The 21365-nt window shown below is 61.4% G+C and carries 22 protein-coding genes and 1 tRNA gene; 10 read left to right on the top strand and 13 right to left on the bottom strand.

What is annotated here, in order from left to right; genetic code table 11:
- Positions 1–5: 5 nt before the first annotated feature.
- The 3 genes from Q0887_RS06455 to yghU all read right to left on the bottom strand — a co-directional run bounded on the left by Q0887_RS06455 (position 6) and on the right by yghU (position 2475).
- A tRNA-Gln gene (locus tag Q0887_RS06455) sits at positions 6–80 on the bottom strand.
- Positions 81–141: 61 nt separating this feature from the next.
- Positions 142–1524: a glycoside-pentoside-hexuronide (GPH):cation symporter gene (locus Q0887_RS06450; RefSeq protein ID WP_299193315.1), complete on the bottom strand. Its 1383-nt coding sequence runs from the start codon at positions 1522–1524 to the stop codon at positions 142–144.
- An 84-nt stretch (positions 1525–1608) separates the two neighbouring features.
- Positions 1609–2475 (bottom strand): glutathione-dependent disulfide-bond oxidoreductase, encoded by an 867-nt coding sequence (yghU, locus tag Q0887_RS06445; RefSeq protein WP_299193314.1) that lies wholly within the window; start codon positions 2473–2475, stop codon positions 1609–1611.
- Positions 2476–2911: 436 nt separating this feature from the next.
- Here yghU and Q0887_RS06440 point away from each other — a divergent pair, with 436 nt between their 5' ends.
- Entirely contained in the window at positions 2912–4972 is a 2061-nt protein-coding gene (locus Q0887_RS06440; RefSeq protein ID WP_299195261.1) for an NAD(+) synthase, read from the top strand.
- A 60-nt stretch (positions 4973–5032) separates the two neighbouring features.
- Here the strand turns inward: Q0887_RS06440 and Q0887_RS06435 are convergent, their stop codons facing one another.
- From Q0887_RS06435 to Q0887_RS06415, 5 genes are all read right to left on the bottom strand, one after another.
- On the bottom strand, positions 5033–5740 hold the full coding sequence (locus Q0887_RS06435) for a pirin family protein (protein ID WP_299193312.1): 708 nt from the start codon (positions 5738–5740) through the stop codon (positions 5033–5035).
- Between the two features lie 87 nt (positions 5741–5827).
- Complete coding sequence (locus Q0887_RS06430; RefSeq protein ID WP_299193311.1) at positions 5828–6484, bottom strand: glutathione S-transferase; 657 nt, start codon at positions 6482–6484, stop codon at positions 5828–5830.
- Complete coding sequence (locus tag Q0887_RS06425; protein ID WP_299193309.1) at positions 6481–7407, bottom strand: rhodanese-related sulfurtransferase; 927 nt, start codon at positions 7405–7407, stop codon at positions 6481–6483. The genes Q0887_RS06430 and Q0887_RS06425 overlap by 4 nt, the downstream gene beginning before the upstream one ends.
- Positions 7394–7690, bottom strand: a complete 297-nt coding sequence (locus Q0887_RS06420; RefSeq protein ID WP_299193307.1) for a hypothetical protein — start codon at positions 7688–7690, stop codon at positions 7394–7396. The genes Q0887_RS06425 and Q0887_RS06420 overlap by 14 nt, the downstream gene beginning before the upstream one ends.
- A 391-nt stretch (positions 7691–8081) precedes the next feature.
- The gene (locus Q0887_RS06415; RefSeq protein WP_299195258.1) at positions 8082–9161 is read right to left on the bottom strand and encodes a branched-chain amino acid aminotransferase; all 1080 of its coding nucleotides are present in this window, start codon (positions 9159–9161) and stop codon (positions 8082–8084) included.
- Between the two features lie 98 nt (positions 9162–9259).
- Here Q0887_RS06415 and Q0887_RS06410 point away from each other — a divergent pair, with 98 nt between their 5' ends.
- The gene (locus tag Q0887_RS06410; RefSeq protein ID WP_299193306.1) at positions 9260–9940 is read left to right on the top strand and encodes a hypothetical protein; all 681 of its coding nucleotides are present in this window, start codon (positions 9260–9262) and stop codon (positions 9938–9940) included.
- A 442-nt stretch (positions 9941–10382) separates the two neighbouring features.
- On the opposite strand, the gene Q0887_RS06405 is transcribed toward Q0887_RS06410, so the two are convergent.
- Positions 10383–10946 (bottom strand): hypothetical protein, encoded by a 564-nt coding sequence (locus tag Q0887_RS06405; RefSeq protein WP_299193304.1) that lies wholly within the window; start codon positions 10944–10946, stop codon positions 10383–10385.
- Between the two features lie 34 nt (positions 10947–10980).
- On the opposite strand from Q0887_RS06405, the gene Q0887_RS06400 reads away from it, so the two are divergent.
- Positions 10981–11745, top strand: coding sequence for a TlyA family RNA methyltransferase (locus Q0887_RS06400; RefSeq protein ID WP_299193302.1), 765 nt, complete (start codon positions 10981–10983; stop codon positions 11743–11745).
- 30 nt (positions 11746–11775) lie between these two features.
- The gene (locus Q0887_RS06395; RefSeq protein WP_299193301.1) at positions 11776–12081 is read left to right on the top strand and encodes a GIY-YIG nuclease family protein; all 306 of its coding nucleotides are present in this window, start codon (positions 11776–11778) and stop codon (positions 12079–12081) included.
- 37 nt (positions 12082–12118) lie between these two features.
- On the opposite strand, the gene Q0887_RS06390 is transcribed toward Q0887_RS06395, so the two are convergent.
- Both Q0887_RS06390 and Q0887_RS06385 read right to left on the bottom strand, forming a co-directional pair.
- Positions 12119–12772 carry a hypothetical protein gene (locus Q0887_RS06390; protein ID WP_299193299.1) on the bottom strand — a complete coding sequence of 218 codons (654 nt, stop codon included), beginning with the start codon at positions 12770–12772 and terminating at the stop codon, positions 12119–12121.
- 127 nt (positions 12773–12899) lie between these two features.
- The gene (locus Q0887_RS06385; RefSeq protein WP_299193297.1) at positions 12900–13148 is read right to left on the bottom strand and encodes a hypothetical protein; all 249 of its coding nucleotides are present in this window, start codon (positions 13146–13148) and stop codon (positions 12900–12902) included.
- Positions 13149–13520: 372 nt separating this feature from the next.
- On the opposite strand from Q0887_RS06385, the gene Q0887_RS06380 reads away from it, so the two are divergent.
- The 6 genes from Q0887_RS06380 to Q0887_RS06355 all read left to right on the top strand — a co-directional run bounded on the left by Q0887_RS06380 (position 13521) and on the right by Q0887_RS06355 (position 19441).
- On the top strand, positions 13521–14069 hold the full coding sequence (locus tag Q0887_RS06380; RefSeq protein ID WP_299193296.1) for a TspO/MBR family protein: 549 nt from the start codon (positions 13521–13523) through the stop codon (positions 14067–14069).
- A gap of 280 nt (positions 14070–14349) precedes the next feature.
- Positions 14350–14598 (top strand): accessory factor UbiK family protein, encoded by a 249-nt coding sequence (locus Q0887_RS06375; protein ID WP_299193295.1) that lies wholly within the window; start codon positions 14350–14352, stop codon positions 14596–14598.
- Positions 14599–14671: 73 nt separating this feature from the next.
- On the top strand, positions 14672–16663 hold the full coding sequence (locus Q0887_RS06370) for an alpha/beta fold hydrolase (protein WP_299193293.1): 1992 nt from the start codon (positions 14672–14674) through the stop codon (positions 16661–16663).
- The gene (locus Q0887_RS06365; protein ID WP_299193291.1) at positions 16660–17259 is read left to right on the top strand and encodes a recombination protein O N-terminal domain-containing protein; all 600 of its coding nucleotides are present in this window, start codon (positions 16660–16662) and stop codon (positions 17257–17259) included. Before Q0887_RS06370 ends, Q0887_RS06365 begins: the two co-directional genes overlap by 4 nt.
- Positions 17260–17271: 12 nt before the next feature.
- Positions 17272–18336 (top strand): 3-isopropylmalate dehydrogenase, encoded by a 1065-nt coding sequence (leuB, locus tag Q0887_RS06360; protein WP_299193289.1) that lies wholly within the window; start codon positions 17272–17274, stop codon positions 18334–18336.
- A gap of 13 nt (positions 18337–18349) precedes the next feature.
- On the top strand, positions 18350–19441 hold the full coding sequence (locus Q0887_RS06355; protein WP_299193287.1) for a glycosyltransferase family 2 protein: 1092 nt from the start codon (positions 18350–18352) through the stop codon (positions 19439–19441).
- Positions 19442–19551: 110 nt separating this feature from the next.
- On the opposite strand, the gene Q0887_RS06350 is transcribed toward Q0887_RS06355, so the two are convergent.
- Positions 19552–20883: a phospholipid carrier-dependent glycosyltransferase gene (locus Q0887_RS06350; protein WP_299193285.1), complete on the bottom strand. Its 1332-nt coding sequence runs from the start codon at positions 20881–20883 to the stop codon at positions 19552–19554.
- A gap of 52 nt (positions 20884–20935) precedes the next feature.
- Complete coding sequence (locus tag Q0887_RS06345) at positions 20936–21361, bottom strand: hypothetical protein (protein ID WP_299193283.1); 426 nt, start codon at positions 21359–21361, stop codon at positions 20936–20938.
- Positions 21362–21365 lie beyond the last annotated feature (4 nt).

Here is a 21365-nt window from a genome sequence, read left to right as displayed (position 1 = left end):
AAAAATGGCTGGGGTGGCAGGGATCGAACCTGCGAATGCCGATACCAAAAACCGGTGCCTTACCACTTGGCCACACCCCAGCACGAAGGCGCGATATAGCGGCTCAATCGCGGATGTGAAGGCCGCAATTTCAGCTATTTTTTACACAGGCTCTGCGCGGCGCGATGCAAGGTCGGATTCTACCTTGTTGAGGCTCTCCCGATTGATGGAGTAAAACGCCATAGCCAGCGCCGCCGGAACCAGCACGGCTGCGGGAATCAGGGCAAAGGCGATCTGGATGCCCATCAGCGCGGTTTCGCTCTGCTCGACGTCGGGGACAAAGCCGGTCCAGTCGAGCACCGCGCCGGGGATGAAGGAGCCAAGGCCGACGCCCGCCTTTACGCCGAAAACCGACGCCGCGATCACCAGAGCGGTCATCTGCGTGGCATGCTTCCAGTCGATATATTCGGCGATGTCGGTGAACATCGAATAGGACAGCACCATCAGAAAACCGAAGCCGATGCCGATCACAAACTGCACTGCCGTTTGCGGCCAGACCGCATCGAGAGGGAGGAAGTAGAACGCCATAGTCATCACCGCCATCAGGAGTCCGGCGGCGCATAGCAGGTGCGACTTCTCGAATCTCTTTTGCAGAATGCTTCCCAAAATAACGCCCGCGACCTGACCCACGGCAAGCGCTGTCAGGAATAGGGCTGCGCGGTCGAAGAACAGGAACACCGGCGCTCCGTCATCGCCCACGACATATTTGAAGAAGAACGGCGCGGTGCCTGCCCGCGCGGCGATGGAGGTCACGCCCAACACCGCAGCGACCGCCACCACGATCCATGATCGGGTCGAGATCAGAATTTTCAGATCGCCCGAGAGCGAGCCGTTCTGCTCGACAGGCGGAATGCGTTCCTTGGTGGTTGCAAAGGTGGTCAGCACACAGAACACCGAAACCGCCGCGATGCACGAAATGGTGAGCAGAATGCCAAGCTTCTCGTCCCCGCCGCCCAGCTCGCGCACCAGAGTTGTGCCCAGCGCGCCGACCAGAATGCCGCCGAGGGCAGAGAAGAACATCCGGTAGCCGGTGACATTGGCGCGCTCCTTGGATGAAGGAGAGATCACCCCCAGCAATCCGCCATAGGGCACATTGGTCGCGGTGAAGGCGAGCATGCACAAAGTGTAAGTGACATAGGCCCAGATCAGCAGGGCGGTGTCGCTCAAATCCGCAGGCGCGCTGAAGATCAGGACCATGGTGATGCCCAGCGGCACGGGCGCGAACAATAGGTAAGGGCGGTAGCGGCCCCAGCGCGTGCGGGTGCGATCGGCGATCGCGCCCATCATCGGGTCAGTCACAGCATCGATCAGCTTGGTGATGAGCAGCATCAGCCCAATGGCTGCCGGGGCCAGCCCGCCCAGATCGACGAAGAAATAGAGCAGGAAGAATCCGAAAAAGTTGAGCATCAAGCCCGAGGCCAGATCGCCAATTCCATAGCCGAGCTTTTCGCGGGTGCGGATTGTCTCGGCTGGCTGCTGGCTCAATCGCAATTCCTCTCTTCACAAAGACAATGGGCCGGAAGCGCGGTGACTTCCAGCCCATTATTGTGAGTTGTTTGCGGCAATGTGTCAGAAGGTGAAGTCGAGGTTCTTGCCTTCAAAATCTGCGGCGGAGTGGCGCTCCATCAATTGCTGGTCTTCATCGCCCCAGACCTTGTTGACGAGGCGGCCACGCTGAACGCCGGGACGCTGCGCGATCTCGCGCGCCCAACGGCCGACATTCTTGTATTCGTCGATCGAGAGGAAGCGCTTGGCCTCGTTGTAGATCGTGCCCGCCACAAAGGGTGCGAGCCACGGGAAATTGGCCATGTCGGCGATGGTGTATTCGTCGCCTGCCAGATAGCGGGTCTTGCCCAATTGCTGGTCCGCGACGTCGAAAATCCGCTTGGTTTCCATCGCATAGCGGTCGATCGGATATTCGTATTTCTCCGGCGCATAGGCGTAGAAATGGCCAAAACCGCCGCCGATAAAGGGACCGGTGCCAACCTGCCAGAACACCCAGCTGAGCACTTCGGCGCGCGCGGCGGGGTCGGTGGGCAGGAACTCGCCAAACTTCTCCGCCAGATGGACGAGGATCGCGCCGCTTTCGAACACGCGGAAGTCTTTGTCGCCGCTGGCGTCGATCAGCGCGGGGATTTTCGAGTTGGGGTTGATGCCGACAAAGCCGCTGGTGAATTGCTGCCCTGCGCCGATATTGACCGTGTAGGCGTCATATTCCGCGCCTGTGTGGTCCAGCTCGAGCAATTCCTCGAGCATGATCGTCACCTTCACCCCGTTAGGCGTGGCTAGCGAGTGGAGCTGGAACGGATTGTCGCCGCGCGGCAATTCCTGTTCCTCGCGCGCACCGGCAGTGGGGCGGTTGATGCTGGCGAAACGGCCACCGCTTTCAGTGTCGCTGCTCCAGACTTCGGGCGGAGTGTAAGTGGGATCGGCCATTTTCGCTGTCTCCAGTCGCATGTGTTTTGGTGTTGGCAGGAGAGGTGGGGCAAAGCGTTCACAAGCGCAAGAGGAGGGGCAGGCGCGTTTTGCTTTGCGTGCTGAAACGGGAACTTGCGCGAGGGTTCCCAAAGCCTTGCAAACTGTATCCTAAAAGGATACTGAATGCCCTATGCATCTGGCTGGATACAAGATTCGCCTGTGGCGAGAGGCGCACGATCCCCCGCTTTCGGCGGCGGAATTCGGTGCGGGCTTCTTCGATCCCGGGGGCAAGCCATGGCCCAGCCGCACGATCTATGGCTGGGAAGCCAAGGGCAAGGTCGCGCGGCCCAAAGTGCAAAAACGCCTCGCCGAACTTGGCATTTGCGAGCCCGCCGACTGGCTCGAGCCCGCCCCTGAAGACTCAAGTGACACACCCAAACCGAAAGCCCGCCGCATGAGCGACCAGACCCATTCCTTTTACGACATGCACGCCCACGGCTTTGTCCGCGTGGCGACTGCGACACCGCGCCACCGCACCGCCGATGTCGCCTATAATGTGCAAGGCATAATGGCCGAGGCGCACAAGGCGCATGAGCAGAACGTCGATCTGGTGGTCTTTCCCGAGCTTTGCATCTCGTCCTACGCCATCGACGATCTGCACCTGCAAAACGCGATGCTGGATGCCAGCGAGGCCGCGATTGGCGAGATTGCGGCGGCGAGCGCTGACCTTGCGCCGGTGCTGGTGGTGGGCGCTCCGCTGCGCCGCAATGCCAAGCTCTACAATTGCGCCATCGTGATCGCAGGCGGCGAAATTCTGGGCGTGATCCCCAAGAGCTACCTGCCCAATTACCGCGAGTTTTACGAAAAACGCTGGTTCGCGCATGGTCGCAATTGTCAGGACTTATGGATCGGGGTGAATGGCGAGGAAGTGCCGTTCGGGACCGATCTGGTCTTTGCTGCCTCGAACCTTCCCGGCTTCACATTCGGCGTGGAGATTTGCGAAGATTTCTGGGCGCCCAATCCGCCGGGCACTCTGGCTGCGCTCGCGGGCGCGCTGATCTTGTGCAACCTCTCTGCCTCGCCCGTCACTATCGGCCGTGCGGATGACCGGCACCTGCATTGCCGATCCTCCAGCGCGCGCTCGATCTGCGCCTATGTCTATTCGGCCAGCGGGCACGGGGAGAGCACGACCGACCTCGCGTGGGACGGGCAGGGCGTGATCTACGAGCTGGGCGGATTGCTGGCCGAAAGCGCCCGCTTCGACCTCGCCCCCGAGCTGTGCGTGGTCGATGTGGACACCGACCGGATCGCGGGAGAGCGGATGCGCAACCAGACCTTTTCCGACGCTGCCGAGGCGCATGGGCGCCCCGAAGATGAGTTTCGCCGCGTGGTGTTCGAGCACGCCTACGCAGAGGGCGACGTGGGCCTCCAGCGCCCCGTGCGCCGCTTCCCCTTCGTGCCCAACAACGCGGCAACACTGGATGCGGATTGCTACGAAGCTTTCAACATTCAGGTCGATGCACTGATGCGCCGCATTCAGGCGACGCATGCTAAGAGCCTTGTGATCGGCATTTCAGGCGGGCTCGACAGCACGCATGCGCTGATCGTGGCGAGCAAGGCTTGCGACCGGCTCGGCCTGCCGCGCTCGACCATTCGCGGCTACACCATGCCTGGCTTTGGCACATCGGACGGGACCAAGGGCAATGCGTGGAAGCTGATGGAAGCCTTCGGCATCACCGCCGAAGAAATCGACATCAAACCCGCCGCGACCCGCATGCTCGAAGATATGGGGCACCCGTTCTCGAAGGGCGAGCCGGTCTATGACGTGACCTTCGAGAATGTGCAGGCGGGTCTGCGCACCGATTATCTGTTCCGCCTTGCGGGCCAGCATTCGGGCTTTGTCGTCGGCACCGGCGATCTGTCAGAGCTGGCGCTGGGCTGGTGTACCTATGGCGTGGGCGACCATATGAGCCATTACGGCGTCAATGCGGGCGTGCCCAAGACGCTGATCCGCTATCTCATCCGCTGGACTGTCCAGACCGAGCAATTCACCCCCGAATGCGGCGACGTCCTGATGGCGGTCTATGATACGGTTATCTCACCCGAGCTTGTCCCTGCGGGCGATGACGGCGCGATCCAGGATACCGAGGCGCATATCGGGCCTTATGAATTGCACGACTTCTTCATCCACCACTGCATCCGTTTTGGCCAGCGACCGGGCAAGATCGCCTTTCTGGCATGGCATGCGTGGAAGGACGCGAGCGCAGGCGCATGGCCCGCCGGTTTCCCCGAAGACCGCAAGAACGCATACGACCTCGCCGAAGTGGCCAAGTGGCTGGAGGTGTTCCTCAAGCGCTTCTTCGGCTTCTCACAGTTCAAGCGCAGCGCAATTCCCAACGGTCCAAAGGTCAGCTCACAAGGCGCACTCAGCCCCCGCGGAGACTGGCGCGCACCGAGCGATGCGGTGGCGGATGTATGGCTGGAGGAACTGCGAAAGAGCCTGCCGGAGCTCTAACCCGCACGAAAAGAGCCGAAGCGGGTAGACCCGCTCCGGCTCCTCGTCGTGGGCGCGTGCTCACACTGTGTCGACCAGCACCACTTCGCTGTCTTCGAGCGCGGTGATTGTTACTTTGTCGAGTGCTGTGATCGCCACGCCATCGCGCGCCTGCGCCTCGACATCGTCGATCCGAACGCTGCCGGTGGCAGGCACCAGATAGAGATGACGGTCAGCAGCAGACGGCGTGTAGGTCACGCTCTCACCCGCCTTGATCGTCGCACCCAGCACTCTGGCCTGCGCGCGGATTGGCAAAGCGCCTTCCTCGCTGTCACCGGCGATTCCGCTGGCGAGCGGGACGAAGGCTCCCGACCGGTCATCTTTGGGGAAGCGTTTCGCACCCCAATCCGGTTCACCGCCGCGCTGATCGGGAATGATCCAGATCTGGAACAAAGTGGTGTCCTCGTCCTCGCGATTGTACTCCGAGTGGCGAACGCCGCTCCCGGCGCTCATCACCTGCACATCGCCCGCTTCGGTGCGGCCTTCATTGCCCATCGAATCGCGGTGGGTGATGGCCCCTGTGCGGACATAGGTGATGATCTCCATGTCGTTATGCGGGTGGGTGGGGAAGCCGGTGCCGGGCGCGATTGTGTCGTCGTTCCAGACGCGCAGGTCGCCCCAATGGACCCGCTCGGGATCATGGTAACCGGCGAATGCAAAGTGGTGATGTGCGTCGAGCCAACCGTGATTGGCGGCTCCGAGGGTGCTGAAGGGACGCAGTTCGATCATCGTCTGTCTCCTAACGGTTTGTCGGGAGATATCTGGTGAGCGGCTTGGCTGCCTACCAGCAGCAATCTTCGTTCACTGTGATCGATTTTATTGGGGGCCAAACACGACCGGCTCGTCGCCAGCCTTCCAAGGCGCAAATTTGGGCATCACCGCCTTGAACAGTTCCGAGGCGAGGTGGTCTTCGAGCCAGCGCTCGAGTTGGGGCAATCCCTGCATGTCGAACCATGTCCGGTCGGTGTTGGCGAACTGGCGGATGAAGGGGAACAGCGCGATATCGGTGAAGCTCCGCCGCGCGCCGCACAATTGCCCGTGTTCGCCCAGCCGCGAGTCGAGGTCGCGCAGGATTGTCAACCCGTGTGTGCGGTGGTCGAGGCGAAAGCTCTCCCCATCGCCGCGCGCCTCCTCCGGATAGCGGGTGGGGTATTTGTAGCGGTCAAGGTGATGTTTGAACGGCCCGTCATTGCGCGCGAGCAGCGCCGCATCATCGCCGCCGAGCCAATCCTCGGGGTCGTTTTGCGCCAGCGCCCATCGCATCACCGCGATGCTTTCATCGACCACTGTGCCGTCTTCGAGAACCAGCACCGGCACAGTCGCTTTGGGAGAGGCTTCGGCAAGTTCGGGCGGTTTGTCGGCGAGCTTTACCTCGCGCAGTTCCACCGTAATCCCCGCGATCCAGAGCGCCATGCGCGCGCGCATCGCATAGGGACAGCGGCGAAAGGAATAGAGGACGGGAAGAGCGCTCATTTGCGCTTCATCTCGCGTTCGCGCGCCAGATCATTCTGACGCTGCCGCTCGGCATAGCGCTCGCGCTGCTCCGGCGTCTTTTCGTCGATGCAATGCGGGCAGCTGATCCCGGCGACGTAGTGCTCGCTGGCCATGTCATCATCGTCGATCGGGCGGCGGCAGGCGTGGCACATCTTGTAATCGCCCGGCTCCAGCCCGTGGCGCACCGTCACCCGCTCATCGAACACGAAGCAGTCACCCTGCCACTTGCTCTCTTCCTCGGGCACGTTTTCCAGATATTTCAGAATGCCGCCCTTGAGGTGGTAAACCTCGTCCACCCCTTCGCCGCGCAGAAAGCTGGTCGATTTCTCGCAGCGAATGCCGCCGGTGCAGAACATCGCGACCTTCTTTTTGCCCGCAAGCAATTCCTCGCGGTTTTCGCGGAACCATGCGGGGAATTCGCGGAAGCTTCCGGTGCGCGGATCGGTCGCGCCTTCGAAGGTTCCGACCGCGACTTCGTAGTCATTGCGGGTGTCGATCACGACGGTGTCGGGATCAGAGATCAGTGCGTTCCAGTCCTGCGGATCGACATAGCGCCCGACACTGGCGAGCGGATCGACCGAAGGCTCTCCCATGGTGACAATCTCGCGCTTCAGTCGGACCTTGAGCCGGTTGAAGGGCATGGTCGGCGCATGGCTGAACTTGACTTCGAGGCCGCCGCAACCGGGCAAAGCGCGGATATGGTCGAGGGTCTGCGCAATACCCTCCTGCGAGCCTGCGATGGTGCCGTTGATGCCCTCCTTTGCGAGCAGGACCGTGCCTTTGACGCCCGCGCTCTCAGCCGCAGCGAAGAGCGGATCGCGCAGGGCAGCGGGGTCGGCGAAGGGCGTGAACTGGTAGAGCGCTGCGACTTGAAACCCGCCGGAGCCCTCACTTACAGACATAGGTCGCCGAGATTGTGATCAGGCGCTCACCCTCGGGCGAGATTGCAATGCCGCGCACCCGAACTTCGTCGATCATATCGGCATCTTTTTTGTCCGAGTCTGCCGCAGAGCAGGTTTGCTCTGCAATGTCATCGAGCAGATTTTCGCCCTCATCAAACGGATCCATCGCATTCTCTGGCGCGAATGTGAGCATGATCTGGAGACTGCCATCGTCATTCCAGTCGATCGAATGTTCTGGAGCGAATGCCGCCATTGCCAGTGCAATGAGAGAAAGTTTGATCATAAGCTATTCTCCATTAGTCAATTACAGCTTAGTCGCTCCTTGACGGAGTTGACTGGCACCTCGCAACGCCGACTTGCAATTTGATGCCTTGTCGCTGGATTGCGATCGTGTCACCCACTTGGCAACTGTCGCCGATGTTTGAAGGCCCAGGGACTTGGTATTCGCGCCCGGCTTCGTCTCTTACGCGCACGATCGGCTCGGCCCCGGTATAACCTTGACCCATGCCAAATCCGATCACGGTCATCTCTTCATGCACAACCGGCTGATCTTCGGAAATGACGACCGTGGCCGCAATCCAAAGGCCGAATCCTATGATTGCGAGAAATACAATCAAGACAATCGCGCGGAGCAATTGCTCTTTGGGGCTGGGACCAAAGGGATCAGACATTGATCAAACCCGCGTAACCCAGCCGTGCTTGTCTGCGACCGCGCCGTTTTGCACGCCGACCAGCTTCTTGCGCATCTTGTCCGCCATCTGGCCGATGCCGCCGGTGCCGATGGTGAACTCGCCGGCAGGCGAAGCGACGGTGCCGACGGGCGTGACTACCGCTGCGGTTCCGCAAGCGAGCGTTTCAAGCAGCTCGCCAGACTCCGCTTCCTCGCGCCATTGCGAGATCGAGTAAAGCTCCTCACGCACCTCAAGCCCTTCCTCGCGCAGCATCTGGATCAGGCTGTCGCGGGTGATCCCGGGCAGGATCGTGCCGGTGAGCGGCGGGGTGATGACACTGCCGTCGCGGCGGATGAAGAACAGATTCATGCCCCCCAGTTCCTCGATCCATTTCTTCTCTACCGCATCGAGGAAGACCACTTGATCGCAGCCATGGGTGATGGCTTCGGCTTGCGGGACCAGCGAGGCGGCGTAGTTCCCGCCGGTCTTGGCCGCTCCGGTGCCGCCGGGGGCTGCGCGGACATAGTCCTGGCTCACCCAGATCTTCACCGGATTGACCCCGCCGGCAAAGTAATTGCCCGAAGAGACGAGGATCACGACGAACTTGTATTGCTTGGCCGGACGCACGCCGAGGAACGCCTCGGATGCGAACATGAAGGGGCGGATATAGAGCGAGCCGCCTTCGACCGGCGGCATCCACTTGGCGTCGGTTTTAACCGCCAGCTCGACCGCCTGAAGGAACAGTTCTTCAGGAATCTCGGGCATCGCCATGCGGCGCGCGCTGTCATTGAAACGCTTCGCATTGGCCTCAGGCCGGAACATCGCCATCCTGCCATCGGCATGGGCGAAGGCCTTCATCCCTTCGAAGATCTCCTGCGCATAGTGCAGCACCGATGCGGCGGGATCGAGCGCGATAGGCTCACGCGGGCCGATCCGCGCCGAATGCCAGCCGCCCTGATCCTCGTCATAGTCGATCGTGACCATGTGATCGGTGAAGACCTTACCGAAACCGGGATCGGCAATAGCGGCTTCGCGTGCAGCGTCGGGAGTGGGCGAGGGGTGAGGGATCGTCTCGAATTGCATGGGGATGCCGGTAATCAGATGCGCGATCTTTTTCAAATGAGATTTGAAAATCAGTAAAATGGGCGCACACTGCCTGCAACATGCAAAGGGGTGAAGTAATGCGTGCAAGATCGACAATTTTCATATGTGCGCTTGGCATGGTCGCGGCGTGCCAGCAGGCGAGCGAAGCTCCGGCTACAGCCAGAACGAGCGAGCCAAACGGCGCGATTGAAGCTTCGGAAGTGGTGAATGACGGAGTGATCGCCGCGAGCGAAGTCAACTGCACATACCCGGTAAAGCGTTCGGACACGGCGCAGGACGTGCTCACCCGCTTCGGCGATGACGCAGCGCGGACGGACATTCATGTCGGAGAGGGCTTCTTCGTGCCCGGCATCGTGCTTTGGGGCGATGATCCAACGCGCAAAATCGAAGTCGTTTTCGCCGAAGAGAATGGGAGCGGACCGGTCGCTTATCTCGATTTTGCCGGAGATGCGGCATGGACTGTCGGGGGCGTGGCAATCGGCGATAGCGCCACGCGCGTGCAGGATATCAACGGTGAACCATTCCGGTTTTACGGTTTCGAATGGGATTACGGCGGTCGGCTGATCGATATGGGCAGCGGGGCGCTGGCTGATCTGGGGGGATGCACCTCGAAGCTCGATCTGAACTATTCCTACGAAGATGTAAATCTGGCCGATGACTTTATCGGCGACCGTGCCGTGTCATCGGATGCGTCAGGGCTCCCCGCGGATAAACTGACCGTTTGGAGATTGGGTATTTCGTTCGAAGAGCAATGGTAGGTTTGGCGCGCGCCTGACTAACCCATCAAACTAAAAGGGCGCTTTGGCCTAAGCTCAAAGCGCCCTTTCATGGTCAGCGGCGGTAAGCGCCGCTCACGAAGCCTTACTCGGTTGTCGACCTACCGAATATGCCTCGCGCGGAAACTTGCCGACCTCTCTACTGAACCATGAGACATCGGATCACCTCCTTTCGCGCTTTTAAGCCAAGACCCGCGTTTCACCGCCGGGCCGAGAGCCGCGTGTGCCGCTGGCCTCACCTGCATTTGTGAATCACCTGAATCGCGGACACAAGTCTTGAATAAATCTTTTCCCACGTCATAATCCTGCGCCTGTCCCGATAAGGACAGACGCGGCGCCTAGGGGAAGACCCCGGGCGCTTTTTGATTCAGGGTCTCGGGAATGCGCGGCGAGCGCTCAGACTGTGGAAATTAAGAAACGAATCTCATCTACAATCCTCGATCACGCGGCTGATCTCTACCCATGCGGGAAGGTAGAGCGTGTGTTCGCCTTCAACCCCGATGGCAATGCGCCCTTTGGAGAGCGCCATCGCATCGAGGATAGAGTCGCGCGGGTCCAGTTCGACAGCAAGAAGTGCGTCTCGCCGCGGAACGGGGTTTGCCTGCAAACGGCGGGTGGTGGTCTCGGTTGTGATGCTCATTGCGCGGCTTTGAGTGGCAGGCGTCTCGGTAGCACGGCCAAGGTAGATGCGGCCCGCCGCGCAGCGAACCAGAAAGCGTCCCTCGCCCGGTCCGGTGCCAAACACAGCCAAAGTCTCGCCCGGTTCTTCGACATAGAGCCATGTCCCCGGCGTCTGCGGAGCGTCGAGATAGCTGTCATAGACCGGCTCCTCAACGACCGGCGGCGGTGGCGGCGTTGGGGTTGGCGTCGGGGCAGGAGTGACCACCGGCGGCGGCGCTGGAGCGGGCGGCTGGGCCTGCGGGACGCATGCTGCTATTCCAAATGTCAGCGCCAATGCGCCAGCTGCTTGCAAGTAGATCGCTTTCATGCCGCTTCAATGCGCGCTAACGGCTTTCAGGTCCATGACTAGCAACGCAAAAACTCCCAAAAAACGCACCAAAAAGCGGGTCGACCATCTGCTGGTTGAGCGCGAGCTCGCCGAAAGCCGCACCCGTGCGCAGGCGCTGGTGATGGCGGGCGTGGTTTTCGCCGGTGAGGAAAAGGTTGCCAAGCCCGGCCAGCAGATCGCCGAAGACGCTCCGCTCGAAGTGCGCGGGCGTGATCACCCATGGGTCAGCCGCGGCGGGATCAAGCTGGCGCACGCTATCGAGCATTTCGCGCTCGATCCGGCGGGCGCGGTGGCGATGGATATTGGTAGCTCGACTGGTGGCTTTACCGATGTGCTGCTGCAAGGCGGCGCGGCGCATGTCTTTGCGGTCGATAGCGGCACCAACCAACTCGCTTGGAGGCTGCGGCAGGATGATCGCGTCACCGTGCTGGAACAGACCAGCGCGCGCATCCTCACAAGCGATCACATCGATCGGACATGCAATTGGGTGGTGTGCGATGCGAGCTTTATCGGGCTTGCCAAAGTGCTCGAACGCCCGCTCGAACTGGCGGCGCGGGAATGCCAGCTGGTCGCGCTGATCAAGCCGCAATTCGAGGTCGAAAAGCACGAGGTCGGCAAAGGCGGCGTGGTCCGCGATAGCGCGCTGCATGAGCGGGTGTGCGGCGAAGTTCGCCAATGGCTTGAAGGGCTTGGCTGGAACATTGAAGGGATCGTGCAAAGTCCGATCACCGGCCCTCAGGGCAATGTGGAATTTTTGGTCTCAGCAAAGCGCCGCTAATTCGTCATTGCGAGCGAAGCGAAGCAATCCATGGACCGATCAGACAATTTCCAGCCCGCCGTCTACATCATGGCAAACCACAAACGCGGCACAATCTATGTCGGTGTTACATCTGATTTGGCGAAACGCGCTTGGCAGCACCGCGAGGGTCAAGTCGAAGGCTTCACCAAACGCTACGGCTGCAAGCGGCTCGTGTGGTTTGAACTCCACTCCACGATGGATACGGCGATTGCGCGCGAGAAGCAGTTGAAGGGCGGGTCGCGCGCGAAGAAGATTGCGCTTGTTGCAGCCTCGAACCCCGAATGGCGTGACTTGTTCTTCGAACTGAACCGTTAGTCCGTGGATTGCTTCGCTTCGCTCGCAATGACGAAGCCTAGAGATCCATCCCCGAAATCTTCGCATCGAGGTCAATCGGGATCTGTGAAAGCACTTCCACGCCGCTGGCCTTTTCGTAGCCCTTTTCGCCGTGCTCGGCCTCAAGCTCGGCCTGTTTCGCGTCGCGCTGGCGCAGCAGATCGGCGATCTCTTCGCGGTAGAGCGCGACCATGGCGGTGACGAAGCGGTTGACCAGATCGTCTTGATTGGTGTGGTCGACATTGAAGTCGGGCAGATGCTCGATCATCGTCTCGGCGGGGAACAGGAATTCGTTGGTCACAAAGCGGTTCACGGTGAACCAGCTGCGCGGAATGCCGACGGTGTTGATCGACAGGCCGATCAGATGGGTGACATGCGCCTTTGCGTCTTCACCTTGCGGCGGCCAAACCTTTGGCTCCAGCCCCTCAGGCAATTGTGAGCGGTGGAGAAAGAGGTGAAAGTGGCCGTGCTCATCCTCGTCGCGCGAGCCGGCGGCGTGGACGTGATAATACCAGCGCGATTTGCAATGTTTGTCGCGGGCGTCTTTTTCCGGATAGTGCTTCCAGAAATGCACCTTGTCCTTGGGTACAACGCGCAACATGAGCGGTTTTTGCTCCTGCGCCATTGCGGTGATGGTTTCGATAACGGTGTGTGCGGCTTCGACTGGGGTCATGGTCGGCAATTCTTGGCGGGTTAGGGCTTAAGTTTGAGTAACTGTACGTCACGGTAACTGGATACAAAACGGCCGATGGCAACCTGAGCTGCCATCGGCCGGAATGTTTTACGCAAGTGCGTGAAGCTTATGCAGCTTCGCACTCAGAAGCGGCGCAGCAACCTTCTGCGGCACAGCAACCTTCAGCTGCACAGCAGCCTTCTGCGGCAGCACAGCAACCTTCAGCAGCTGCACAGCAGCCTTCTGCTGCAACTTCTTCAACCGAAGTTTCGTCAGCGTCGGTCGAGCCTTCGTCAGCCGGAGCCGAGCATGCAGCGGTTGCAATTGCGAGGCCGCCAGCGACAGCGAGCATCGATGCAAAGTTGGTCTTTTTCATTTAAATCGTTCCCCTCATTGAATTCCCGGCGAAAGAGCCCGGATTCCAGATGATAAAGTTAGGCGCATAATGTTTTTCCTGCCGAACAGCGCCCCGAATCGCGGCAAGAATGTGGCGAAGCTAACACAATGAGGCGAAAGCGCGAATGGTCTTAATGATTTTCCTCTGATCCAGACCCAGAATCGGCGGAAAATGAGGCGGTTGGCGCAAGGTCAGCGCGGCGGGAATTGGCGCATTGGGAGTGCTCGTGTATCGCCGGATCGCGCTTTCGAGGTCCGAATCGCCAGATGCGAATCGAGGCGCAGAATTGAAACGGGATTGCTGCATGCCGGGTGGAGCGCGAGTGATCGCTTTGCCCTGTCAGGAGAGACGATGAACTTACTCGCTTCGAAAGCGCAATTGCGCGCCAGTTTCCTGCGCTGGTCGCTATTTCTGGTGCCGCTTATCGTGTTACTCGGCTTTCTCGCCGGCGGATTGGGCAGCCCCAATACGCTCTGGTTCCAGAATTTGGTGAAGCCCGACATCTTCCCGCCGCCCGTCTGGTTCGGGATCGTGTGGACGGTGCTTTATGTAATGATCGGTCTCTCGCTCGCGCTCGTCGTCAGCGCATGGGGCGCCTATGGCCGAGGCATCGCAATCATCGCCTTCGCACTGCATTTTATCGGCAACCTTGCCTGGACGCCGGTTTTCTTCGGAATGCAGGACATGGTGAGCGCGCTCTATGTGATGGTCTATGTCATCGTTAGCCTGCTGGCCGTGATCGCGATATTTTGGCGGGTGCGCAAACTCGCCGCGGTGATGCTGCTCCCCTATCTGGCATGGGTTATCTTCGCTGCGGTTCTCAATTATCAGTTCATCCAGGCCAACCCCGATGGCGGCGCGGACATGCCCGACGGCGCGGTGGAGCGGATAGAGCTCTAGTTTTTCGCTCACCCCTCCGGGCGAGCGTCCTCGCTAGACGTGCGGCAAGCCGCACCCGCTGCGGGCGGCCAGTCGGCCTTGCGGTCTGCTAGTCGCAAACCGTGCTCCGCGATACGTTAAATAGCTTGGAATGGTTCGACGCCGCAGGCGTCGCAAGCGCGACGGCGCGCCCGCAGCGATGCGACCTTTAGGTCGCGTGAGCGAGGAAATCGCATCGCGGAGGCGATGCGCAAAACAAAGGGCCTTGCCCAAGCGCCCTCGCATCGCCAAATAGCTCGCCATGCAAAGCGAAAACCCGATCATCGCCGACTTCGTCAAACTCGCCAACAGCGCGGCCGGAACCATGGCTGGCATGACCCGCGAGGCGCGTGAGAGCGCGCGCGAGCGTATGCGCGAAGCCATGGGCGGCATGGACTTTGTCAGCCGCGAAGAGTTCGAGACGGTCAAGGCTATGGCGCAAAAGGCGCGTGAGCAGGCCGACGCGCTCGAAGCCAAAGTTGCCGAGCTGGAAGCCAAGCTGAAGGGCTGAGAAGCGCTTCGACCTTTTCAATAGTGGCAGCATTGCGTTAGGCTGGTTTCTTTCCAGCCAGAGGACGCCGCCCATGATCCGCACAATCCTTTTGAGCACTGCCGCTATCTGCGCAGCTTTGCCCGCAGCCCTGTCCGCTCAGGATGACGAAGCGACCTTTGGCGGCGCATCGGGCGCGGACATGTCGATCGAGGCTATCGAGCCTGATGGCTCTGCCGTCACGATCGGGCGCGCGGGCGAATATCCTGCCGACATTGCGCGCTATCTGCTCGCTTCGGGGCCTTTGGCGGCGAACCTTTCGCCCGATGGCGAGACGATCGCATTCACATGGGATGTGAGCGGTCAGTACGAGATTTGGGTGATGCCTTCGAGCGGGGGACAGCCGCAGCAAATCACTTTTGAAACCGGTGTGTTTTCGCCGATCTGGACTCCCGACGGCTCCAGCCTGTTCTACTCCGCTGACCGCGACGGCAACGAACAGCCGGGCTATTTCGCGCTTTCCCCCGACGGTATGAGCGAGGCCGAAGTGCTCCCCGCAGCACGGGGCGATTTCCGTATCTTTGGCGATTTCGCCGCCGATGGCAGCTTCATCTACGCCTCAACCGCGCGCGGCACCGGCGTGTTCGACATCTACCGCGGGACAATGCAGGGCGAGAGCGAGCTGCTGGTCGAAGCCGAGCTAGGCCTCGCGGCGCAATCGATCTCTCCCGATGGCAAATATGCGCTGGTGACGGAGCGGGTCGGAGAGGATGCGGACAACCTCTATCTGCTCGACCTTGCCACAAGCGAGTTGACCACGATTTCAGAACCTGCGGTCGAGGACCGCGCCAGCCACACACTTGGAGGGTTTGAGTGGTGGCCCGATTCAAGCGGCTTCTACTTCTCCACCAATCGCGACCGTGAGTTCGGGACTTTGTCGTTCTACAGCGTCGAAGGCGGTTCGTTCGAGCGCGTCTTTGAAACCGATGCCGATGTCGAAAACCTCGAATTGTGCGGCGCGGGGCCGGGCGGATCGTTCCTTTATTTCACCATGAACCGCGACGGGTTCGATGAGCTGCGCGGCTGGCACGTGGTCGAGAAACGCCCGATTTCCATGCCCGAAATGCCGGAGGGCACCTATGCGCTCGATTGCGAGGGCGATGGCGATCTGCTGATCCGCGTCAATGGCTGGCAGACGCCGGGCGAGATCTGGATGACCAATCCGGAGCAGGGCACGGCAAACCGCATCTTCGCGGCCAATATGGCCGGGCTTGATCCTGAGCGGCTCGTGCGCCCACAAGTGGTGCGCTACACCGCGCGCGACGGGGTGGAACTGCAAGGTCTGCTCTACCTGCCCGAAGGGGCGGGCACAGGCGCGGACGCACCGCCGGTGCTGTTCTCCGTCCATGGCGGGCCTTCGGGGCAGTCGCAGGCCAATTATGATCCGATCGCGCAATATCACGTCGCGCGCGGTGTCGCGGTGTTCGAACCCAATGTGCGCGGGAGCACAGGTCTTGGGCGGACTTACTCGACGCTCGATGACCGCGAAAACCGGCTCGATTCGGTGCGCGATCTGGTCGATCTGAAGAACGCGCTGGCCGCCGACGGTTTGATCGACGGAGACCGCGCGGCGGTGATGGGCGGCTCCTATGGCGGCTATGCGGTGAATGCCGTGCTGGCAGAGTATCCGGGCGAATTTGTCGCGGGAGTCTCGCTATACGGTGTGGCCGATTGGGTGACCGCGCTCGAGATCGCCTCACCCGCTTTGAAGGCCGCCGACCGGATCGAATATGGCGACATTACCGAGGATCGCTGGCGCGAATATTACACCGTGAACTCGCCCATCCGCAAAGCCGACCAGATCACCGTGCCGGTCTTGTTCTCGCACGGCGTGATGGACCCGCGCATCGACATTGCCGAAACCGAAGTGATGGTAACGACCCTGCGCGCAAACGGGGTCGAGGCACCCTTCATCCGCATTCCCGATGAAGGGCACGGCTGGGCGAAACTGTCGAACCAGCTGTTCTATTATCGCCAGCAGGCGCAATTTATCGAAGAGCAATTGGGGCTTTCCGGCAGCGAATGAACCTCAGCGCGCCTGCCATTCTGATTGCATCGCGCGCGCATGGTGAGACGGCGGCGATTGCGCGGCTGCTGACCGAGCAGCACGGGCTGGTCGCGGGCTATGTTGCCGGCGGGCGAGGGCGGCAGCTGCGCCCTGTGATGATCCCCGGCAATGCGGTCGCGCTGGAACTGCGCTCGAAGTCCGAAAGCCAGCTTCCCTTTGCGCGGATCGAGCTGGCAGAAAGCCGCGCCCCGTGGATGACCGAGCCGCTGCCTGCTGCCGCGATCCAGTGGGCCTGCGCGCTCACCGCCAGCACCTTGCCCGAGCGCAATCCCTATCCCTCGCTCTATTCCGCGCTCGACGGTCTGCTCACCGCGATCTGCCATGCGCCCAGCGCCCGCGGCTGGCTCGCGGCGATGGTCGCCTATGAGGCGATGCTGCTGCGCGAGCTGGGTTATGGCGGCCAGAAACCGGAGATTTCTGGGGATTTCGAAGCGCAATTCCGCGCCTTTCGCCAGCTTCACCGCCCGATTGGCGAGCATCTGCTTGCCGGAAACCCGCGCGATGTTATGGCTGCTCGGGTGGCGCTTGGCGAGCGGCTCGCTCGCATGGAATAGTGGGATTAGCACATGAAGATTGCGGTTCTGCCCGGTGACGGGATTGGTCCTGAGGTAACGCGTGAGGCGGTGCGGGTGCTCGAGGCGCTCGACCTGCCCGGTCTGACCCTGTTTGACGGCGATGTCGGCGGGATCGCTTACAAGCGCCACGGCCACCCGCTCCCGCTCGAAACGCTGACCATGGCGAAGGAAAGCGACGCGGTGCTGTTCGGCGCGGTGGGCGATCCGGAATGCGACAATCTGGAGCGCTCGCTGCGACCCGAACAGGCGATCCTTGGTCTGCGCAAAGAGCTGGACCTGTTCGCCAATCTGCGCCCCGCAAAGGTTTTCGAAGGCCTCGAACATCTCTCGCCGCTCAAGCCCGAAATTGCCAAGACGCTGGACCTGCTGATTGTGCGCGAGCTGACCGGCGATGTCTATTTCGGCGACAAAGGGGAAAAGGTCGCTCTGGACGGCAGCCGCGAAGGCTGGGACATGATGTCCTATTGCGAAACCGAAGTTCAGCGGATCGCGCTGACCGCTTTTCGCGCCTCTCGCGGACGCGGCGACAAGCATCGTGTGACATCCGTGGACAAGGCCAATGTCCTCGAAACCAGTCAGGTCTGGCGCGACAGCGTGAAGGCGGCGGCCGTTTCGCACCCCGATATCACGCTTGATCATATGTATGTCGACAATGCCGCGATGCAGATCATCAGCAATCCGGCGCAGTTCGGCGTTATCCTGACCGGCAATCTGTTCGGCGATATCCTGTCCGATCTGGCCAGCGCTGCGGTCGGCTCGATTGGCCTGCTGGCCAGCGCCTCTATGGGCGAGCGCCGCACTGCGCATGGTATTTTCGGCCTTTACGAGCCGATCCATGGCAGCGCGCCTGACATTGCCGGCGAGGGCAAAGCCAACCCGATGGCGACGATCCTGTCGGCAGCCATGATGCTGCGCCATTCATTCGGTATGGAAGCCGAAGCCGCGCGGATCGATGCGGCGGTGGGCAAGGCGCTGTCCGACGGTATTCACGGCGGCGATCTGGGCGGCGATTACGGCACGCAGGCGATTGGAGATGCGGTGCTGGAGCGGCTCTGATACGTAGCCTCGGGTGACGCTCGAACTCGCCATCATCCTCCCCACGCTCAACGAGCGCGGCAATCTCGCGCCCTTGATCGAGCGGATCGAGAAGGCGTTGGGTGCCGAGGGGTGGGAAGCCCTGATCGTCGATGACAATAGCGAAGACGGCACCGCTGACGAAGCACGCGCACTCGCGCTGAGCGACAACCGCATCCGGGTGATCCAGCGCATCGGAAGACGCGGATTGGCAAGCGCTGCCATCGAAGGATTTTGCGCCACCGCCGCGCCCTATTTCGCTGTGATGGACGCCGACCACCAGCACGATCCGGCGCTGCTTGCGGAAATGCTGGAGGCGCTCAAACGGCAAGAGGCCGAGATTTGCGTCGCCAGCCGCTTTGCCGAGGGCGCGAAGACCGACGGCTGGGCCGAGCCGAGCCGTGAGAAGCTGTCAGGCCTTGCCAACAGGCTCGCGCGCAGGCTCACAGGTGTCGAACTGACCGATCCGATGAGCGGCTATTTCATGCTTCCCACCAGCACCGCGCGCGCGCTCGTCCCGCGCCTGTCAGGCATCGGGTTCAAGATCTTGCTCGACGTGCTCGCAAGCGCCGACCAGCCGATGAAGGTGCGCGAGTTCCCGCTCGACTTTGCCGCGCGGCGCGAGGGGCAAAGCAAGCTCGACCGTGCGGTGGCGTTCGACTTTCTCGCTGGGCTGTATGACAAGACTTTGGGCCGCGTGATCCCGACCCGCTTCGCGCTGTTCGGCACAGTCGGCGCGCTGGGCGTGGTGGTGCATATGGCGGTGCTCGCCGCGCTGCTCTTCGGGCTGGGCGAGGGGTTCGCCTTGGCACAGGCGCTCGCGGTTCTGACGGCGATGAGCTTCAACTTCTGGCTCAACAACTGGCTGACCTATCGCGATTTGCGTTTGAAAGGCTGGGGAGCGGTCCTGCGCGGCTGGCTCGGCTTCTGCCTTACCTGCTCGCTCGGAGCCTTCGCCAATTTCGCGGTGGCGACATTGCTGGAGGGGCAGGGCGTCTTCTGGGCGGCAGCCGCGCTGGCGGGTATCCTGATCGGATCGGTGTGGAACTACGCCCTATCCAGCCGGTTTGTCTGGGGGCGGTTTTAGATCCTCGTCATTGCGAGGAGCGAAGCGACGCGGCAATCCATGGGGCGCCGCACCAACATAAGAACATAGGTCCATGGATTGCTTCGCCTTCGGCTCGCAATGACGACCCTTTATCTCCACCCCGCGATCCACGCCCATTTGGTGAAGCTCTGCGGTCCCTCCAACGCGCCGGCGCTCAGGATCGGGAAGAAAACCGCAAACATCGCCGCGCTGCCGAGCAATACCCCGTAAGCCCAGTATTTGCGGCCCGCTTCTCGCAGGTCGCTCAGGCTCAGCGCCAGGGCCGCCAGAAGGAACAGCGAAGGCATGATGTAGTGGTAGTAGAACTGCACCGGCTTGGGCGCGATCAGCCATAGGCCGAGGCTGATTGCATAGCCGATCACCACTGCGATCTTGGCCCACTCGCCGCGATAAAGCCCGCTCACAAGGCACCACATCAGCGCAGGCAGGCCGACCAGCGTCGTCAGCGGATTGCCGATCAGCAGCACCCCGCGCTGCGCACCGTCTGCAAAAGCGTAATGATACCAGATCCCGCGAGTGTTCATCACCCATTGCGGCCATGTGCTTTGATAGGTGTGGGGGCTAAGCACTTGCTGTTGCAGCGAAAGCATCTCACCATGCATCGCGATCAGCCCGTGTTCGGCGAGCGGGGAGGCAGCGACTTCGCTGCCCAGCCAGTAACCCGGCGCGAAAGTGAGCGCGTAGATGGCAAGCGGGAGGATGCCGAGCCACACAAAGGCCTCCAGCAGGCTGATCCCCGGCACCGGAATGCCTCTGCGGCTCAGCAGCAATCGGCGGCGTCCGGCGGAAAGCCGCGCGGCAAAGAATGTGAGGCCGAAAGCACAGGCGAGCGGGACGGCATTCCACTTGGCCCCAAGCGCGAGGCCAATCGCAATGCCCGTCAGCGCAAGCCGCCAGCGCCCCGTCTCCGGCTCGCGCACAGCGGCGGCGAACTGCCACGCGGCGAGCGCCAGAAATGCGGCCATGAAGATGTCGAGCATGGCAATGCGCGCATGCACAAACAGATGAAATCCGGTGACGAGCAGAACCCCGAAGGCAAGCGTGGCAAAGCGGTCATGGCTCGCATGCCACAGCGCGCGCATGCTCGCGCCCACCGCGATCACGCCCGCCAGCAGCGGCATGATCCGCCAGCCGATCGGATTGTCGCCAAAGATGTGCATGCCGGTCGCTATCAGCAGCTTGCCCAGCAGCGGGTGCTCCTGATTGATATACGCGCTCGGCTCTCCCGCCCACAGATTGAGGAACTCGCGCGCGGCGGGCAGGTAATGAACCTCGTCGAAGAAAGGCGCACTCGGGATCGTTAGACGGATGCTGGCGAGCGCGGCAAAGATCGCCGGAACCAGCAGGCACCAGACCCACGGATCATGCGGGTGTGGCGGCGGGCCGGATTGCGCAAATGGGGGGGAGGCGGCCTCACTCATCGGGCGCGATGATTAGGCACGCGCCCGATTGTGAGCAAGATGTTTCAGGTGATTAGGATGCGGTTGCAGGCTTGGCGGTGGGTTTCGCACCTGCGGCCGCTTCGGCATTCTCCAACCAGAACAGCCGCGCGACCATGGCGAGCAGACCGATCGAAGCGGTGCAGCCGACAAACAGCGCCCAAAGCGGCACATTCATGCCTTGCTTACGCGCACGCGGCGCGGCGAAGAACAGCGCTACCATCGCGCAGATGATGAGATCCCACCAGACCTGTGTGCCGGTGAGGTTCTGCGTGTGGTTGGTCCAGAACATCTCCGCGCCCTCCTGCCAGATTTGCACTGCGGTAAAGGCGCCAAAGCCTGCCGATAGCGAAGCAGCAAGCAGCGCATTGCCGCGCCCGCTTTTGTTGACGAGGATGGACACAAGCGCGATGCCGCCTGCTATGAGTCCAGCAATGAAGAAGATTTCGGTAGCGCTCATGGGG

The organism is uncultured Erythrobacter sp. (assembly GCF_947492365.1).
GTDB lineage: Bacteria > Pseudomonadota > Alphaproteobacteria > Sphingomonadales > Sphingomonadaceae > Erythrobacter.
This window is presented reverse-complemented; position numbering and strand designations above follow the sequence as displayed.

What these genes read in the sequence shown, in the direction of transcription:
- yghU (WP_299193314.1), bottom strand. Translation starts at nt 2,475, where the DNA reads ATGGCCGATCCCACTTACACTCCGCCCGAAGTCTGGAGCAGCGACACT.
- Q0887_RS06440 (WP_299195261.1), top strand. Translation starts at nt 2,912, where the DNA reads ATGAGCGACCAGACCCATTCCTTTTACGACATGCACGCCCACGGCTTT.
- Q0887_RS06435 (WP_299193312.1), bottom strand. Translation starts at nt 5,740, where the DNA reads ATGATCGAACTGCGTCCCTTCAGCACCCTCGGAGCCGCCAATCACGGT.
- Q0887_RS06430 (WP_299193311.1), bottom strand. Translation starts at nt 6,484, where the DNA reads ATGAGCGCTCTTCCCGTCCTCTATTCCTTTCGCCGCTGTCCCTATGCG.
- Q0887_RS06425 (WP_299193309.1), bottom strand. Translation starts at nt 7,407, where the DNA reads ATGTCTGTAAGTGAGGGCTCCGGCGGGTTTCAAGTCGCAGCGCTCTAC.
- Q0887_RS06420 (WP_299193307.1), bottom strand. Translation starts at nt 7,690, where the DNA reads ATGATCAAACTTTCTCTCATTGCACTGGCAATGGCGGCATTCGCTCCA.
- Q0887_RS06415 (WP_299195258.1), bottom strand. Translation starts at nt 9,161, where the DNA reads ATGCAATTCGAGACGATCCCTCACCCCTCGCCCACTCCCGACGCTGCA.
- Q0887_RS06410 (WP_299193306.1), top strand. Translation starts at nt 9,260, where the DNA reads ATGCGTGCAAGATCGACAATTTTCATATGTGCGCTTGGCATGGTCGCG.
- Q0887_RS06405 (WP_299193304.1), bottom strand. Translation starts at nt 10,946, where the DNA reads ATGAAAGCGATCTACTTGCAAGCAGCTGGCGCATTGGCGCTGACATTT.
- Q0887_RS06400 (WP_299193302.1), top strand. Translation starts at nt 10,981, where the DNA reads ATGACTAGCAACGCAAAAACTCCCAAAAAACGCACCAAAAAGCGGGTC.
- Q0887_RS06395 (WP_299193301.1), top strand. Translation starts at nt 11,776, where the DNA reads ATGGACCGATCAGACAATTTCCAGCCCGCCGTCTACATCATGGCAAAC.
- Q0887_RS06390 (WP_299193299.1), bottom strand. Translation starts at nt 12,772, where the DNA reads ATGACCCCAGTCGAAGCCGCACACACCGTTATCGAAACCATCACCGCA.
- Q0887_RS06385 (WP_299193297.1), bottom strand. Translation starts at nt 13,148, where the DNA reads ATGAAAAAGACCAACTTTGCATCGATGCTCGCTGTCGCTGGCGGCCTC.
- Q0887_RS06380 (WP_299193296.1), top strand. Translation starts at nt 13,521, where the DNA reads ATGAACTTACTCGCTTCGAAAGCGCAATTGCGCGCCAGTTTCCTGCGC.
- Q0887_RS06375 (WP_299193295.1), top strand. Translation starts at nt 14,350, where the DNA reads ATGCAAAGCGAAAACCCGATCATCGCCGACTTCGTCAAACTCGCCAAC.
- Q0887_RS06370 (WP_299193293.1), top strand. Translation starts at nt 14,672, where the DNA reads ATGATCCGCACAATCCTTTTGAGCACTGCCGCTATCTGCGCAGCTTTG.
- Q0887_RS06365 (WP_299193291.1), top strand. Translation starts at nt 16,660, where the DNA reads ATGAACCTCAGCGCGCCTGCCATTCTGATTGCATCGCGCGCGCATGGT.
- leuB (WP_299193289.1), top strand. Translation starts at nt 17,272, where the DNA reads ATGAAGATTGCGGTTCTGCCCGGTGACGGGATTGGTCCTGAGGTAACG.
- Q0887_RS06350 (WP_299193285.1), bottom strand. Translation starts at nt 20,883, where the DNA reads ATGAGTGAGGCCGCCTCCCCCCCATTTGCGCAATCCGGCCCGCCGCCA.
- Q0887_RS06345 (WP_299193283.1), bottom strand. Translation starts at nt 21,361, where the DNA reads ATGAGCGCTACCGAAATCTTCTTCATTGCTGGACTCATAGCAGGCGGC.